This window comes from Stenotrophomonas sp. 59 (assembly GCF_030291095.1).
Lineage (GTDB): Bacteria > Pseudomonadota > Gammaproteobacteria > Xanthomonadales > Xanthomonadaceae > Stenotrophomonas > Stenotrophomonas maltophilia_Q.
This window is the reverse complement of sequence record NZ_CP127408.1, coordinates 704,373-718,882: the sequence shown is the minus strand read 5'-3', so window position 1 is coordinate 718,882 and position 14,510 is coordinate 704,373. Positions and strand designations below refer to the sequence as shown.

Annotated in this window: 14 protein-coding genes; 8 read left to right on the top strand and 6 right to left on the bottom strand. The window is 66.8% G+C overall.

Going from position 1 to position 14,510, the window contains the following annotated elements; translation table 11 throughout:
• The first annotated feature begins 68 nt into the window (after window positions 1-68).
• From QP552_RS03150 to QP552_RS03130, 5 genes are all read left to right on the top strand, one after another.
• Entirely contained in the window at window positions 69-1,790 is a 1,722-nt protein-coding gene (locus QP552_RS03150; RefSeq protein ID WP_197619745.1) for a penicillin-binding protein activator, read from the top strand.
• The gene (locus tag QP552_RS03145) at window positions 1,780-2,148 is read left to right on the top strand and encodes a YraN family protein (protein ID WP_286074965.1); all 369 of its coding nucleotides are present in this window, start codon (window positions 1,780-1,782) and stop codon (window positions 2,146-2,148) included. Before QP552_RS03150 ends, QP552_RS03145 begins: the two co-directional genes overlap by 11 nt.
• Before the next feature lie 110 nt (window positions 2,149-2,258).
• Window positions 2,259-2,867, top strand: a complete 609-nt coding sequence (locus QP552_RS03140) for a metal-dependent hydrolase (RefSeq protein ID WP_286074963.1) — start codon at window positions 2,259-2,261, stop codon at window positions 2,865-2,867.
• Window positions 2,864-4,249 (top strand): FAD-linked oxidase C-terminal domain-containing protein, encoded by a 1,386-nt coding sequence (locus QP552_RS03135; RefSeq protein WP_286074962.1) that lies wholly within the window; start codon window positions 2,864-2,866, stop codon window positions 4,247-4,249. The genes QP552_RS03140 and QP552_RS03135 overlap by 4 nt, the downstream gene beginning before the upstream one ends.
• A gap of 574 nt (window positions 4,250-4,823) precedes the next feature.
• Entirely contained in the window at window positions 4,824-5,237 is a 414-nt protein-coding gene (locus tag QP552_RS03130) for a hypothetical protein (protein WP_111111039.1), read from the top strand.
• A gap of 160 nt (window positions 5,238-5,397) precedes the next feature.
• Here QP552_RS03130 and QP552_RS03125 read toward each other — a convergent pair whose 3' ends face one another.
• The 3 genes from QP552_RS03125 to QP552_RS03115 form a co-directional block, all read right to left on the bottom strand.
• A complete protein-coding gene (locus tag QP552_RS03125; RefSeq protein ID WP_286074960.1) occupies window positions 5,398-6,345 on the bottom strand; it encodes a fimbrial protein in 948 nt (315 codons plus the stop codon).
• Between the two features lie 250 nt (window positions 6,346-6,595).
• On the bottom strand, window positions 6,596-7,060 hold the full coding sequence (locus QP552_RS03120; RefSeq protein WP_111111043.1) for a fimbrial protein: 465 nt from the start codon (window positions 7,058-7,060) through the stop codon (window positions 6,596-6,598).
• Between the two features lie 85 nt (window positions 7,061-7,145).
• The gene (locus QP552_RS03115; RefSeq protein ID WP_345782972.1) at window positions 7,146-9,623 is read right to left on the bottom strand and encodes a fimbria/pilus outer membrane usher protein; all 2,478 of its coding nucleotides are present in this window, start codon (window positions 9,621-9,623) and stop codon (window positions 7,146-7,148) included.
• Between the two features lie 367 nt (window positions 9,624-9,990).
• Between QP552_RS03115 and QP552_RS03110 the strand changes: the two genes are divergently transcribed.
• The 3 genes from QP552_RS03110 to QP552_RS03100 all read left to right on the top strand — a co-directional run bounded on the left by QP552_RS03110 (window position 9,991) and on the right by QP552_RS03100 (window position 11,753).
• A complete protein-coding gene (locus tag QP552_RS03110) occupies window positions 9,991-10,503 on the top strand; it encodes a fimbrial protein (protein WP_111111047.1) in 513 nt (170 codons plus the stop codon).
• 60 nt (window positions 10,504-10,563) lie between these two features.
• Window positions 10,564-11,286: a molecular chaperone gene (locus tag QP552_RS03105; protein ID WP_111111049.1), complete on the top strand. Its 723-nt coding sequence runs from the start codon at window positions 10,564-10,566 to the stop codon at window positions 11,284-11,286.
• Between the two features lie 95 nt (window positions 11,287-11,381).
• On the top strand, window positions 11,382-11,753 hold the full coding sequence (locus QP552_RS03100; RefSeq protein ID WP_286074958.1) for a DUF805 domain-containing protein: 372 nt from the start codon (window positions 11,382-11,384) through the stop codon (window positions 11,751-11,753).
• A gap of 288 nt (window positions 11,754-12,041) precedes the next feature.
• Here the strand turns inward: QP552_RS03100 and thiL are convergent, their stop codons facing one another.
• From thiL to ribH, 3 genes are all read right to left on the bottom strand, one after another.
• Window positions 12,042-13,004: a thiamine-phosphate kinase gene (gene thiL, locus QP552_RS03095; RefSeq protein ID WP_111111051.1), complete on the bottom strand. Its 963-nt coding sequence runs from the start codon at window positions 13,002-13,004 to the stop codon at window positions 12,042-12,044.
• A 314-nt stretch (window positions 13,005-13,318) separates the two neighbouring features.
• Window positions 13,319-13,798: a transcription antitermination factor NusB gene (gene nusB / locus QP552_RS03090; protein WP_012479139.1), complete on the bottom strand. Its 480-nt coding sequence runs from the start codon at window positions 13,796-13,798 to the stop codon at window positions 13,319-13,321.
• A complete protein-coding gene (gene ribH / locus QP552_RS03085; protein ID WP_010481977.1) occupies window positions 13,795-14,262 on the bottom strand; it encodes a 6,7-dimethyl-8-ribityllumazine synthase in 468 nt (155 codons plus the stop codon). Before ribH ends, nusB begins: the two co-directional genes overlap by 4 nt.
• Between the last annotated feature and the right edge of the window lie 248 nt (window positions 14,263-14,510).

Below are 14,510 nucleotides of genomic sequence, written 5' to 3'. Positions count from 1 at the left end.
ACGGGGCAAGGGTAGAATCGTAGCGTGTACCCGGCCAAGGCCGCTGCCCTCATCGCATGGACCCGATCATGAACAAGCCCGCCGCACGGATCTCCGCCCTGTCGCTGTCGCTGATGCTGCTGGCCGGCTGTGCCACCACCAGCCTGACCAGCGCGCCCGAATCGCCGGCCCAGAGCCAGGCGCTGGCGCTGATCGAACAGGGCAAGCCGCGCGACGCCGCACTGCAGCTGGAAGGCCTGGCCGCCACGCTGCGTGGCGGTGCCCGCGCCAATGCCCTGGCCGATGCGGCCTGGGCCTGGAACCTGGCCGGCGACAGTGCCCGCGCGCGCAGCCTGCTGGGCCAGCTCACCGCCCGCCAGCTGACCGGCGCCAGCCTGCAGCGCTACCAGCTGACCGGCGCCGAGCTGGCACTGGCCGACAAGCAGCCGGCACAGGCCCTGGCCCTGCTGAAAGACAGTGGCGACAACGTACTGCCGGCCCTGCGCACGCGCTGGCACCTGGCCCGCGCCACTGCCCTGCAGGGCACCGGCGATGCCTTCGGTGCCGCCACCGAGCGCGCACGCGCCCACGCCAGCCTGACCGGCAGCGCACGCAGCGAAAACCAGGCCGCCATTGCCGGCCTGCTCGGTACGCTTGACGATGCCACCCTGCGCAGCCGTGCCGCCGCCCTGCCGGCCAACGACCCGTTGTACAACTTCGCCGGCCGCGCGCTGATCGCGCGTGGCCTGCCTCTGCCGCGCCCGTTCGACCGCGACGGCGCCGCCCAGTTCGATACCAGCAAGCGCCCGCCGGCCATGAGCGACGGTTACCGTCCGCCGGCCAAGCTGGCCGTGCTGCTGCCGCTCAGCGGCCGCCTGGCCACCGCCGCGCAGCCGGTGCGCGATGGCCTGCTGGCCGCCTACTACGGCGAGACCCGCCGCCGCCCGGACATCAACTTCATCGACACCGCCGGTACCCCGGCCGGTGCGCTGGCCGCGTATGACAAGGCCGTCGCCTCCGGTGCCGACTTCGTGGTCGGCCCGCTGGGCCGCGACGAAGTGGACGCGGTGTACGGCCGCCAGCAGCTGCAGGTGCCGGTGCTGGCCCTGAACCGTGGCAAGGATGCGCCGCCAGCCGGCAGCGCCGGCTTCTCGCTGGCGCCGGAAGACGACGGCATCGTCGCTGCCGAGTACCTGCGTGGCCGCGAGCGCGGCAAGGCGCTGGTGATCAACAGCGCCGACGACACCGGCCGCCGTGCCGCTGCGGCCTTCGCCCAGCGCTTCGCCCAGCGTGGCGGCCAGGTGGTGGCCACCGTCGGCGTCAGCGACGCGGTTGGCGATGTCGGCGCGCAGGTGCGCAATGCCGGCCAGGTCGATGCCGTGTTCCTCGCCGTGCGCGCCCCGCAGGCCCGCCTGCTGGCGCCGCAGCTGGCGCTGGCCGGTGCCGGTGGCGCCACCCGCGTCGGCACCTCGCAGCTGACCGTCGGTAGCGGCAAGGTGGAAGAAGACGTGGCGCTGGACGGCATCGTCTACCCGAACGAAGCCTGGAACGTGCGCAGCGTGTCCGGCCTGCCCTCGGCCAGCCAGGTGGCCAGCACCCTGCCCAGCGCACGCGGTGCGGCCGGCCGCCTGTTTGCCTTCGGCGCCGATGCCTGGAAGATCACCGCCTACCTGGACAAGCTGTCGAATGAAGGCGGCCTGGACGGTGCCACTGGCACTCTGTTCCTGGACAGCAACGGCAACATCCTGCGCCAGCCGGCCTGGTCCACCTTCAATGGCGGCCGGCCGATGCCGATCGTCGGTGGTCGCTGAGCGCAGCCAACGGGGCTCGGCGGTGGAAGCCGCCGCCGAGCAGCATCTGCAACAGGCCGGACTGCAGCCGCGTGCGCGCAACGTGCGTTATCGCGGCGGCGAGCTGGACCTGGTGATGGACGATGCCGGCACCGTGGTGTTCGTGGAGGTGCGTTACCGCGCGCGATCCGATTTCGGCGGCGGCGCCGCCTCGGTGGATGTGCGCAAGTGCCGACGCGTGGCCCATGCTGCGTTGTTGTACCTGCAGGACAATCCAGCTCTGGCCGATGCGCCCTGCCGTTTCGACGTGGTGGAAGCCACGGGTGAACCGCCGCAGTTGAACTGGCTGCGCGATGCGTTCCGGCTGGATGATTGCTGATGGGTACCGTTTGCTTTGGTAGAGGCCGACCTTGGTCGGCGCTTCTGTGCCAACCAAGGTTGGCACCTACCAGCGCGCAGCCTGGCCGGCACGACCATGGTGCGTGACTGATGCCGTCGATCATCACCCATGCCGCTGTGCCGCTGGCGCTGTGGTGCGCCGCGGATCGTGGCCGCATTCCGGCATGGCTGCTGGCTGCCGGTGTGGTCGCCGCGATGTTGCCCGATGCCGATGTGCTGGCCTTCGTGCTGCACATTCCCTATGCCGATGCGTTCGGGCATCGCGGGGCCAGTCATTCGTTGTTGTTTGCCGGGGTTCTGGCGGTGTTGGCCGCGGTGTGGGCGTTCTTTGGTAGCGGCCGACCTTGGTCGGCGGTTTCGTGCCAACCAAGGTTGGCACCTACCACGGCGCGGCCAACGTTGGTATCCACCGTGCAGGCGATGGCGTTCGTCTTCGTCTGCGCCGCCAGCCATCCCCTGCTCGACGCCATGACCTCCGGCGGCCTTGGCGTCGCCCTGGCCTGGCCGTGGAGCGAACACCGCTTCTTCGCCCCGTGGCGGCCGATCCGCGTTTCACCGTTCGCCCCGCAGTTCTTCAGCGCGCGCGGCATCGCCACCCTGCTCTCTGAACTGCGCTGGGTGTGGCTGCCGCTGGCCGGCGCCGTTGTTGCCTGGAAACTGATCCAACCCGCTCCTGCTGCCCCACGAGATCCGTCATGAGTACTGCCCTGCCCGCCGCATTGATTGCCGAACTGTCTGCCCTGCTGGGCGCGGAGGGCTGGCGCATGGATGACAACGCGCTGGAAGCAAACGCGCAGGACAACTCATGGCGCCACCAGCGCCCCGCCGCCGTCGCGCTGCCTGCCAACGTCGAACAGGTGCAGGCACTGGTGCGTGCGTGCCGGGCCCATCACGTAGCACTGGTCGCGCGCGGTGCCGGCACCGGCACCACCGGTGCTGCCGTGCCGGTGCCGGGAAGCATTGTGCTGTCGTTCACCCGCATGGACCGCATCGTGGAGATCCGCGCCGGCGACCGCTGCGCCGTGGTGCAGCCGGGCGTGCTCAATGGAACGCTTCAGCAGGCGCTGGCACCGCACGGCCTGTTCTGGGCACCGGACCCGTCCAGCGCGGAGATCTGCAGCGTGGGTGGCAACCTCGCCTGCAACGCCGGTGGCCCGCGCGCGGTGAAGTACGGCACGAGCCGCGACAACGTGCTGGGCCTGGTGGCAGTGACCGGCACCGGCGAGGTGATCCGCTGCGGCGGCGCCTACACCAAGGATTCCACCGGCTACGACCTCACCCATCTGCTGGTGGGCAGCGAAGGCACGTTGGCGCTGATCGTGGAAGCCACCCTCAAGCTCACCCCGCTGCCGGTCAGCCAGGCCGGCCTGCGCGTGCTGTACCACGACGCCGATGCGGCCGCCGCTGCGGTGTCACGCCTGATGTCGCAGCCGGTGGTGCCCACGCGCCTGGAATTCATGGACGCCCGCAGCCTGGAACTGCTGCGCCTCAACGGTGCTGAAGTACCCGAGGCCGGCGCGATGCTGCTGGTCGAAGCCGATGGTGACCACGACACCCTGCCCTACCTGCTGCAGGCGCTGGCCGCCGCCGCCGAGGGCGACGGCATGATCGAGCTGGACGTGGCGATGGAAGGCCGCGCACGCGACCAGCTGTGGGCCGCACGCAAGTCGCTGTCGCCGGCACTGCGCACCGTGGCACCCGGCAAGATCAATGAAGACGTGGTGGTGCCGGTGTCGCGCATTCCGGAACTGGTGGCCGGCGTGCAGGCATTGGCACGCGACTACACGCTCACCATCGTCACCTTCGGTCATGCCGGCAACGGCAACCTGCACGTCAACATCCTCTACCACCCGGACGATGCCGACGAGAACGCACGCGCGCATGCCGCGCTGCCGAAGATCTTCGAACTGACGTTGGCGTTGGGCGGCACGTTGTCTGGCGAACACGGCATTGGATTGGCCAAGCGCGATTTCATGGCGCAGGCGTTCAGCCCGGCCACGCTGGCAACGATGCGCGCGATCAAGGCCGCACTGGACCCGGATGGGATTCTCAACCCGGGCAAGGTGTTGCCGCCGGTGTGATGCTCGCCGGGCATGGCCCGGCGCTACCGATGACCCGGGGTCGGATCCCATCGCAATGGCGATGGGCTCTGACGCCATCATTTGCACCCACCGCACTGTAGAGCCGAGCCCATGCTCGGCTACTCTCCGGCCAGATCACGTTGAACCCGCGCTTCGCGCGATGAGCCGAGCATCGGCTCCACTCTACGAGGAGGCTGCGCAAATTCTGACGCAATCGCCTCACTCAGCATGACGACCTTTCGCGTACATGCAGATTGCAACAACTTTGAATTTGAAACTTATCTGATTGGTACAGCAGCACCTTCGTGCGCATCATGCATATGCCACCGACAACGGGTGGCACGGGCTTGCAATCCCGTTTGATTAGTGTCGTTTACGCTTGCCTGCCGGCGTCGCTCATCCCTCGGGTGGCGTCGGCAGGCATTCTGTCCGCGAATCTTTGGCGGGCGGTGCGTGGGGGCCTCGTGCCCGCCGGCATTTGGCGACACTAATCACCGGTATTGCAACCACGCACCGTCCGCCACCCTCGCTGTTAAGCGGGGTGGCCCCTTGCTTCGCACACAAGGACGCCGCCATGACCACGTCACACTATCCCCATCTGTTTGCCACCTTGGGCGAGGCCGCCACGCGCCTGCCCGACGATCTGGCGCGCACGCTGGAGAGCACCTTCGCCGCACTGCAGGAAGGCGAAGCGCCCGGCACCATCACGCTGCTGCACTGCCTGCAGCACATCCGCCAGGGCGACGCCGCCGATGGACAGCCGTGGCCTGGCAAAGGCCGCACGCCGGGCCAGCGGCTGGCTCTGGCGCGCATCGACCGCGCCAATGCCGGGCTGACGTTTCTGTTGGAGTTGCTGCACGCTACAGAACGCGTGCGCGTGGATGGCGAGATCAGCCAGCAGGTGGGCGATGACGCGCGCGAGGGGTTGCTGCTGGCGTGCCGTGGGCTGGCCGAATATGTGGATGCGCAGCTGCACGCTGCATTGTAGAGCCGAGCGATGCTCGGCTGTTCTCAGGACATCTCGCGATGAAACCGCGCTGCGCGCAAAGCCGAGCATGGCTCGGCTCTACATCGGCTGCACCAGCGCGCTATTTCAGCGTGGTCAATCGGCATCTGGCGCAGGTGCGAAGGCACCAAGCGCCTTCCGCTCAGTAGTAGTTGGCCACCAGCACAGCCTGGCCAATGATCTCGCCGGCCAGCAACGGCTCACCTGCCAAGCGGATATAGCGCGCAGTGAATGGGATGCGTTCACTGGCGCCGGTGGAATCGGTATGCGCCCACACCCGCCCCATCGGCAGCGGCAGGCCGTTGTGCAGCACCTGCAAGCCTACACCCTGCGCACTGGAGCCCGCCGCCGGTGCCAGGATGTCGCTCATGTTGCTGCGATCGGTGGCATCGTAGATTTCCAACGACACCGGGCGACCGGGAACACCGCAGTCCATCTGCACAGTGAAGTCTTTCTCGCCACCGGTACCCGTGGCATCCAGCGCATCGGCGCTGATGGGGTCGAGCACTGGACTGGCATCCATCAACGCGCAGGTGGTGCCTCGGAATTCGTAGCCGATCTCGAAATAGAAATCGCCCGCGCCGCCAGTTCCTTGCAATTGTACCGAGCCACTTGCGCGCTGCGGTTGCGGGCGCATCGCGCCACCGCGGGAGTAGAAATCAAGCATGAACCTGAACATCGATCCGCCCGAGCTGCCAGAGACCCAGTGCGTGGAATTGTTCACCGGGTCGATCGGAAAAGGTTCCAGACCCTCCTCATCGTTCAATGGTGTGGCGTCCAAGCGAAGCTGCACCAGGGGCGAATCCGGGCTCATCTCGAACGCCGGCCAGCCATCGATGTCACGCACATACCTCAGACCCAGCAGTCGTGGTGCCACGATGAGGGTCTCGTCACTCTCGCAATGCATCGTGATGAACGAACTAGAAGCGGTATGCAGCAGCACGTCCGGTTCCTGCACGAAGCGCACGGGCACGGTCTGCGCGTACGTCACGCTGGGAACATCCGGAACGCACATCGCGTTCGCGGCTAAACCGAACGACGTCAGTCCGGCCAGCGTCAATGCGCGCACGACGTTGGGAACAACGTACATGATGGCTCCGGGGTGAAAGGTTGAAGCCATGCATGGTGCAGTTCAAACGGGCGCAGGACCATGCAACTTGTTGCGAAGTACCGTGCGCGGCCTTGTGCGGCGTTCACGGGCCGCGCGCATATGCGTGCGTGGTGGGGGATGTGCAGCTTCACGTCGCTTGTGGAGGCGAGCCTTCGAGACATCACGGCCCCTGCGCGCCTCAGCCGAGCATGGCTCGGCTCTACAACAACGCAGCCACGCAAGCTCGACTCTACTCGTAGTCGGCAGTGACGGTGATTTCCGAGCGTACTTCACCGGCCTGCAGGCCGGTCAAGGCGGTTGCGTAGTAGCCCGCACGCAGCGGGTAGCTTGCCGTTGCGCCGGTCACCGGCACCTCAATACCGGTATCCCCGTTCTTCAGATAGGTCGTTCCCGTGGCACCCGCCAGCAAGGCCACGCTCACGCCCACTGCGGGGTCGGTGCTGGCCGTGTTCTGCCAGCGCTCGGCATCACCTGTGGCCGCCGTGCCGCTGAAGGACAGCACCGCCTTGCTCACGCCTACGCAACCGGTGAAGTTGAGCACGCCAGCCTTCAATCCGTTGTCGCCCACCACCAGTTCATCGGCCTTGATCGGATCAAGGGCGATTGGCGGTGCCGCCAGGGTGCAGGTGCCAGGCAGCACACGGCCGCTGATGGTGAGGGTGGCGGTGTCGGCCAGGGCGACGGAAGGAAACATGCCAGCGCAGGCTACCAAGGCGCAGACGAGAAACGAGGATTTCATGGAATTCTCCTGATTGGGGATGAACGACCGTAATGGGTGCTCACAACGACGCGCTGGCCGCCGCCAGACGCTGTGGAACGCACACTCCCACGCTCCACGACAGCCCATAGGCGTCCGGAGCGTCAGGTATGCGGTACTCGATGCGGCAGCGCGCCGCGCCTTCGGGATCGATAATCAAGGCACCTGCATCCTGCGCGCCACGCAGCTGGATCACCCCGCCCTGCCCCACTGCGCCCAGCGGCAGGCCATCTTCGCTATGCACCTGCGCGGCAAACGGCAACGGCTGGCCCAGCGCGTCGGTGGCATCGATGAACAGGGTGCGCTCGCGGCGTACTTCAAACGGCACGCGCACGATGCCACCGGCGGTCGGTGCCACGCGCTGCGAGGTCTGCAGCAGTTCAACCTCCATCGGCAGGCCGGCCGGATCCAGATCCAGCGTGTTCCAGCGGTACGGGCTGATGTGCGGCACCAGCGCGTAGCCGTTGCGCGCCACGCGCACATCACTGCTGCTGCCCACGCGTGCGCCCTGCGCCCCGGGGGCCTGCACCAATGCAAAGCCATCACCGACCGGCGCGCCCAGATTGATGCCACCACCGTGCAGCACTACGCTGCCCGCCGCACCCAGCGACAGGCTGCTGTAGTCGCCCACGCGGCTATAGCTGGCGTCGAGGTGACCACGCCCACCCTGCCACGCGGCATAGGCGCTGCTGCTGCCCTGGCCGCTGCCCTGGGTGGTGGACAGCGTATAGCTGAGCGCATGCGCCTGCCCCAGGTTGCCGGTCAGGGTGGCCTGCGCCTGCGCGCCACTGCCGGCATGGCTGAGCTGCGTGCTCAACCGAGGCGCGTGATGGGTGCGGCCCAGCGGCACACTCAAAGTGAAGGCGTAGCGCGTGTCCTGGCGCCCATTGCCTTGCTGGTAGCGCAGGGCCGACAGGCCGTAGTTCACCCGTCGCGTGCTGGTCTGCACACTCAGCTGCAGGTCGCTGCGGCTGCGGCTGCTGTCCCAGTAGGCCACCTGGCCGCCGCTCAGGTGCAGCGTGGTGCGCTCGCCCAGCTTCTGCGAGAAGTTCAGCTGGTAGCGCTCGCGTGCACGGAAGCCGTAACCCCATTCGTCCACCGCGCCGCCGCCGAGCACGCGCGCGGTGTCGTTCAGGCTGAGGAAGCCGCGCGTGCTGTAGCGGTAGGCAGCCAGACCGAAGTTGGTGCCGGTGGCCTGCACATAGCGCTGGTAGTTCACCCGGAAGCTGTTGCCGGACATGCGCTCACCCGGCACCAAGCTGGCGCGCGAATGGGTGACGTCCACGCCGAAGGCGCCGATACGGGTATTGATGGCCGCGCCCGACAACACCGACTGGTAGTGCTGGCCGACCTGCGCACCGCCCAGCAGGGTAAGGCCGTTGCTGATGCCACGCGCGTAGGTGCCTTCGGCAAAGCGCAGCGGCTGCAGGCTGCGCTGGGTGTCGCGCAGCTCGCCCACGGTGAACGCGAAGCGCGAAGCACCTGCGCGCAGCGCCTGTGGCACTGCAGAGAAGTTCACGTTGAAGCGCTGCTCGCGGCCATCGGCCTCGGTGACCGTGACCTCCAGGTCGCCGCCGAAACTGGTGGGGTACAGATCCTCGACGGAGAATGGACCGGGCGCCACGTTGCTTTCGTGGATGATGTTGCCGTTCTGGCGGATGGTGACACGTGCCGCGCCTTCGGCGATGCCCTGCACCTTCGGCGCATAGCCGCGCAGCGAATCGGGCAGCATGCGGTCATCGCTGGCCACGCGCACACCGGTGAAGGCCACGCTGTCGAACAGCTCGCCACCGGTATTGCCCTGGCCCAGCAGCAGCTGGCTGTTCCAGGCCGGAATGTCGCGCTGCACGTGGCTGCTGATGACGTTGTAGTTCGAGCCACGCGTACTGTGTGTAAAGGAAGAACGATGACGCAGCCGCCAGGCGCCGGCATTGAACCCTGCGTTCAGGCCCAGGTAGGAACTCTCACGCCCCTGGCTTCGGTAATGATTGCCGCTGTAGTTCACGAACGCGGCGGTGACGCCGTCGTCGCGCAGTTCCGGCGCCACGAAGCCGCGTGCGGTACTGGCCTGTGCGGCCTGCGGCAGGCTGATCGACAGTTCCAGGGTGCCGCTGTCGAAGGCGACGCGTGCGCCTTGCACACGCTCTGCCAGATCGACGCAGGCCGCTGCATTGCCGGGCAGCGCATCCAGGTATTCCGGCTTCAGCGGCAGCAGGCGAACCAGCGACACTGGAATACACGGCACCGCCACGTGCGGGTCCTGGTCGATGGCGAAGCGGATGTCCTGGCTACGCAGGAACTGGCCGTTCACATGTACATCCACCGCGTAGTCGCCTGCAGGCAGCGGATTGCCGTTGACATAGCGCGCCATGTCGATGGCCTCGCCGCCAAGCAGGAAGCCTTCGCTGAACTCGGGTGCGGGTGAGGCGGCAACAGCAAGGGCCGGCAGACCCGCCAGCAGCGCGGTACCGATGGCACGTGCCAGGGGAACGGGTTTCACCGGGCGCATTGCGCCGGCCCACCGCGATGCGGCGGAAGTCGGAAACTGCATGTGGCGGGTGGCCGCGTGGGCACGCGGCGGCTACGTGGGGGGACGCCAGACTAGGCAAGCGCTCTTGCCAATGACATTCAACTTGTTGCATTTCGCCTGACGCATCTGCACCTGTGTCGGCGACAAGCCACGCTCCGTCAACAACGGGCACGAACAGCTGCCTCACGCGGGTGACGACGCAACTGCCTGGATGTCTTCAACCATGCAAGTGCATTTGCAAGTTGTTGCATTCACCCAGCGATAGCAAGCGCGGAGACTGCGCACCGCTGGCTGCTAGGCGGCCAATGCACATCCTTCCCTCCGTTGAGAACTTCGCATGTCCCTGAAACTGCACCTGCTGTCCCTGTCCCTGCTCGCCGCCGCTGCGCCGGCCGCGTACGCCGAATCGCTGGAGATTACCGGTGAGCTGATGCCGTCGACCTGCTCGGTCGGTTCCGCTGGCGGCACCATCACCGTACCGATGGGCCAGGTCGATCTGGCCACGGTCAACGCCAATACCCGCGCCGGCCAGAAGAACTTCACCATCGCGCTGGATTGCACGGGTTCGGGCGCCGAACAGGACGTGGGCGTGCGCTTCGGCGGCACGCCCCATGGCAGCACCGGCAACCTGGCGCTGACCGCGGCTTCCGGCGCCACCAACGTGGGCGTGGCCTTGTACGACGGCGATGGCAACCACCAGAAGATCGGTGATGACCCGACCCTGTGGGTCACCATTGCCGCCGGCGGCACCGGCCAGCTGGACTACAGCGCGTGGTATGCCTCGCCGGGCCAGAACGCGACACAGGGGACCGCCAACGCCTCCGGCGATTTCGTGGTGGTCTACAAGTAAGCCCCTCTCCGCCCGGCGCACGGATGCGCCAGGCGGCCACCTTCATCAAGAGGTTTTCCCATGAAGCACCACGCATCGACGTGGCTGTGCGCGTTGCTGGCGATGGCCGTTGCGCTGCCTGCCACGGCGGCAGTCACGCTGCAGGGTACGCGCATCGTGCACGACGCCGGCAAGGACCGCGACACCACGGTACGTGCCAGCAATGTGGGCGATCTGCCGGCCATGACCCAGGTCTGGATTGACGACGGCAACGCGCAGTCGCGCCCGGAGGATGTGCGCACGCCGTTCCGGCTGACCCCGGCCGAACCGCGCCTGCTGCAGTCCAAGCATGGCCAGGCCTATCGCATCACCTACGCGCCGCGTCCGTCGGAGGCGCCGCTGCCAACCGACCGCGAATCGGTGTTCTACTTCAATCTGCTGGACATTCCGCCCAAGCCCTCCAACGCCGCCGACAAGAACCTGCTGCAGTTCGCCGTGCGCACGCGGGTGAAGCTGTTCCATCGCCCCGCTGGCCTGCCCGGCAGCGCGCGCGATGCCGCCGCACAGTTGCAATGGCGTGCAGAGGGCACTGCGTTGCAGGTGCACAATCCCAGCGCCTACCACGTGACGCTGAGCATGCTGAAACTGGCCGATGGCCGCAGCGTGGAAGTGGACATGATCGCGCCGGGCCAGAGTGCGCGCTTCGCGTTGCCGCAGGGCGCAGCAATGCCGGCATCGGTGACCTTTACCTGGCTGGATGACTACGGTGCGCCGCGTGAGCAGCAGGCCTCGGTAAGTCGGTAACGCGCGGTTTCTCTGGGGTCAGATCCCTTTGCTGCTGGCAAAGGGACCTGACCCCGCCAAAGACGACCGTTTCCAACCTCCACAGAGAAAAGTAGATGCACGAGATGATGGTTCCGCTGAAGCGCTATACCCAGTTCACTGGTCGTGCCAGCCGCAGCGAGTACTGGTGGTTCCAGCTGTTCATGATGATGTTTACGATTCCGTTGAACGTGCTGGGCTTCATTGCCGGCTACATCAACTCCACATCGCTGGCGCTGGTTTCGTCCGGGTTGATGCTGGTGGTCTGGCTGGTACTGGCGCTGCCGCTGATCGCGCTGACCATTCGCCGGCTGCACGATACCGATCGTTCGGGCTGGTGGCTGCTGCTGATGTTGGTTCCGTTTGCCGGCTTGGCCGTGCTGGTGTTCATGCTGCTGCCCAGCACGCCGGGTGACAATCGGTTTGGCAAACCCGTTCCGCACGTTTAAGGGAAACGCCGGGCAATGACCGGTGTTTTTGTTTGTCGCGCTCCCGTTTTCGTACGTGTCGACCTTGGTCGACGCGGAGGCAGCAATGAGGCCTGACAGATTGGTGCCAACCAAGGTTGGCACCCACCACAGCGGCGCGGTAACGCCGGGTCACACCCGGCAATTCCATTTGTCACGCCCTGCTTTGGTAGGTGTCGACCTTGGTCGACACGGAGGCAGCAATGAGGCCTGACAGATTGGTGCCAACCAAGGTCGGCACCCACCACAGCAGCGCGGTAGCGCCGTGCTTCAGGCGAAATGCTGGTAACCGCCGTCGGCCGCTTCGCCATCCACATGTACGCCGTGCCCTTCGACAATGCGTCCGATGCGGGTCAGCGGCAGGTCCAGCGATTCGGCGAGGTAATGCAGCGCATCGCGCTGGTCAGCGGCGACGGTGAAGCACAGTTCGTAGTCGTCACCGCCGCGCAGTGCGCATTCGCGGGCGGTTTCACGGCCCAGCAGCTCACGCAGCGCATTCGAAATTGGCAACAGATCGGCATCGACATGCGCGGCCACCGCACTGCGCGTGGCGATGTGGCCCAGGTCTGCCAGCAGGCCATCGGACACATCCACCGCTGCATGCGCGAACGCCCGCAGGCGCAGGCCGAGGGTGACGCGCGGCGTCGGTCGCAGCAGGCGCAGGCGCAGGCTTTCGTAGTCGGCCAGCAGCGTGGCGGTGGCCACGTTCAGCGCACCCTGCTGCCACAGGCGCAGCGCGCCGGCGGCATCGCCCAGCGTGCCGCTGACCCAGATATCGTCGCCCACCTGTGCACGGTCGCGGCGCAGTGCCTGGCCACGGCCAACCTGGCCCATCGCAGTGACCGACAGCGACAGCGGGCCACGCGTGGTGTCGCCACCAATCAGTGCGATGTCGTGCTGGTCGGCCAGGGCGAAGAAACCGTCGGCGAAGGCTTCGATCCAATCCTCGCTCGCATCGGGCAACGACAGCGCCAGCGTGCACCAGGCCGGGCGCGCGCCCATCGAGGCCAGATCGGAAAGATTGACCGCCAGGGTCTTCCAGCCGATGTCGAAAGCCGGGGTTTCCGTCGGGAAATGCACGCCGCTGTTGAGCGTATCGGCGGTGACCACCAGCTGTTCGTTCGGGCGCGGCTGCAGCAGCGCGGCGTCATCACCGATGCCGAGCAGGATGTCGTCGCGCTCGAGGGTGCGGGCGCGGATACGGTCGATGAGGGCGAATTCGGCCAGGGACATGGGGCGCTCCGGCGGGTTGCATGGATGGGCGGCGGGCGCGGGTGGATGATGCCGACGAGCTGGAACCGGTGGGGTTGAACCGAGGCGACGGAACCGCTGGGGCGGAACTGACGGGGTAGAGTCGACTGTTAGTCGACTGCTCTCCCGTAAGACACCACGACTGCTGATCGAAAGGCAGTCGACTAACAGTCGACTCTACCAAATCAGGTTCCCGCGCCGTTCAAAGATCAAAGCAGGTTCCCGCATCGTGCAACGGTCGAGCGGGTTTTCACCCATGCCAACCAAGGTTGGCATCCACCAGAAGCAGAAACGGGTCAGTGACCCGATTCGACCTTGCGCCATTCCACGGCGGCACGATCCAGCACGCCGTTGACGTAGGTGTGGCCGTGTTCGGAACCGAAGCGCTTGGCCGATTCGATGGCTTCGTTGATCACCACGCGGTATGGCACGTCCAGGCGGTAACGCAGCTCGTAGCCGGCCAGGCGCAGCACCGCGCGTTCGATCGCGTCCACTTCCTCGATGCCACGGTCCAGGTACGGGCCGAGGGCTTCGTCGATATCACGACGGTTGTCGAGCACGCCGTGCAGCAGCGCCTCGAAATACGCCAGGTCGGCGATTTCACGGGCCTGCTCGTGCGCGAACTGGGCGATCAGCGACTGGGCGTTGCCGCCGGAGATCTGCCAGGCGTAGATGGCCTGCACGGCACGACGGCGGGCGCGCGAGCGCAGCACCGGATCGACGCCATCGCGGCGGACGGGTTTACCGGAGGGCTTGCCCTGGGTGTTCTTGTTCATGGCAGCTGCTCCAGGAGATTGACCATTTCCAATGCGGCGAGTGCGACTTCCTCGCCCTTGTTGCCGTGGCTGCCGCCTGCGCGAGCCTCGGCGTCTTCAACGCGTTCCACCGCCAGCACGCCGTTCAGCACCGGCACGCCGAAGTCCAGCTGCACGCGCATCAGGCCTTCAGCGCAGCGGTCGGCCACGTGTTCGTAGTGGCGGGTATCGCCCCGGATCACGCAGCCCAGGGTGAGGATGGCGGCGTGTTCATGGGCGGCGGCCAGGCGCGCGGCGACCAGCGGCAGTTCCCAGGCACCCGGCACGCGGATCACGTCGATGTTGGCTTCGGTAATGCCGTTGCCGGCCAGGCTCTGGCGGGCGCCAGCGACCAGCGTATCGGTGATGCGGGCATTCCAGCGGCTGGCCAGGATGGCGAAGCGCGCCGACTCGGGAGTGCGAAGATCGCCTTCGTAGTGGCTCATATGCGGCTTGGGGGATTCGATTAAGGGGTAATTCTAGCGTGGATGGGCCCCGGCCGTGGCTGGATGGGGCCCGGGAGCGTGCCGACCAATGGTCGGCACCCACCGGAGAGGGCGTGGACGGCACCCACCGTTGGCGGAGGTAGTGCCGGCCGCTGGCCGGCAACCTCAGAGGGCCTTCTGTAGAGCCGAGCCATGCTCAGCTGCCCTGTCTGCCACCGGACGGGAGAACCCGCGCTGCGCGCAAGGCG

Excerpts from the sequence above, each read along its gene's own strand:
- QP552_RS03125 (WP_286074960.1), bottom strand. The coding sequence starts at position 6,345 with ATGTACGTTGTTCCCAACGTCGTGCGCGCATTGACGCTGGCCGGACTG.
- nusB (WP_012479139.1), bottom strand. The coding sequence starts at position 13,798 with ATGAACAAGAACACCCAGGGCAAGCCCTCCGGTAAACCCGTCCGCCGC.
- QP552_RS03140 (WP_286074963.1), top strand. The coding sequence starts at position 2,259 with ATGCCGTCGATCATCACCCATGCCGCTGTGCCGCTGGCGCTGTGGTGC.
- ribH (WP_010481977.1), bottom strand. The coding sequence starts at position 14,262 with ATGAGCCACTACGAAGGCGATCTTCGCACTCCCGAGTCGGCGCGCTTC.
- QP552_RS03100 (WP_286074958.1), top strand. The coding sequence starts at position 11,382 with ATGCACGAGATGATGGTTCCGCTGAAGCGCTATACCCAGTTCACTGGT.
- QP552_RS03120 (WP_111111043.1), bottom strand. The coding sequence starts at position 7,060 with ATGTTTCCTTCCGTCGCCCTGGCCGACACCGCCACCCTCACCATCAGC.
- QP552_RS03150 (WP_197619745.1), top strand. The coding sequence starts at position 69 with ATGAACAAGCCCGCCGCACGGATCTCCGCCCTGTCGCTGTCGCTGATG.
- QP552_RS03105 (WP_111111049.1), top strand. The coding sequence starts at position 10,564 with ATGAAGCACCACGCATCGACGTGGCTGTGCGCGTTGCTGGCGATGGCC.
- QP552_RS03135 (WP_286074962.1), top strand. The coding sequence starts at position 2,864 with ATGAGTACTGCCCTGCCCGCCGCATTGATTGCCGAACTGTCTGCCCTG.
- thiL (WP_111111051.1), bottom strand. The coding sequence starts at position 13,004 with ATGTCCCTGGCCGAATTCGCCCTCATCGACCGTATCCGCGCCCGCACC.
- QP552_RS03110 (WP_111111047.1), top strand. The coding sequence starts at position 9,991 with ATGTCCCTGAAACTGCACCTGCTGTCCCTGTCCCTGCTCGCCGCCGCT.
- QP552_RS03130 (WP_111111039.1), top strand. The coding sequence starts at position 4,824 with ATGACCACGTCACACTATCCCCATCTGTTTGCCACCTTGGGCGAGGCC.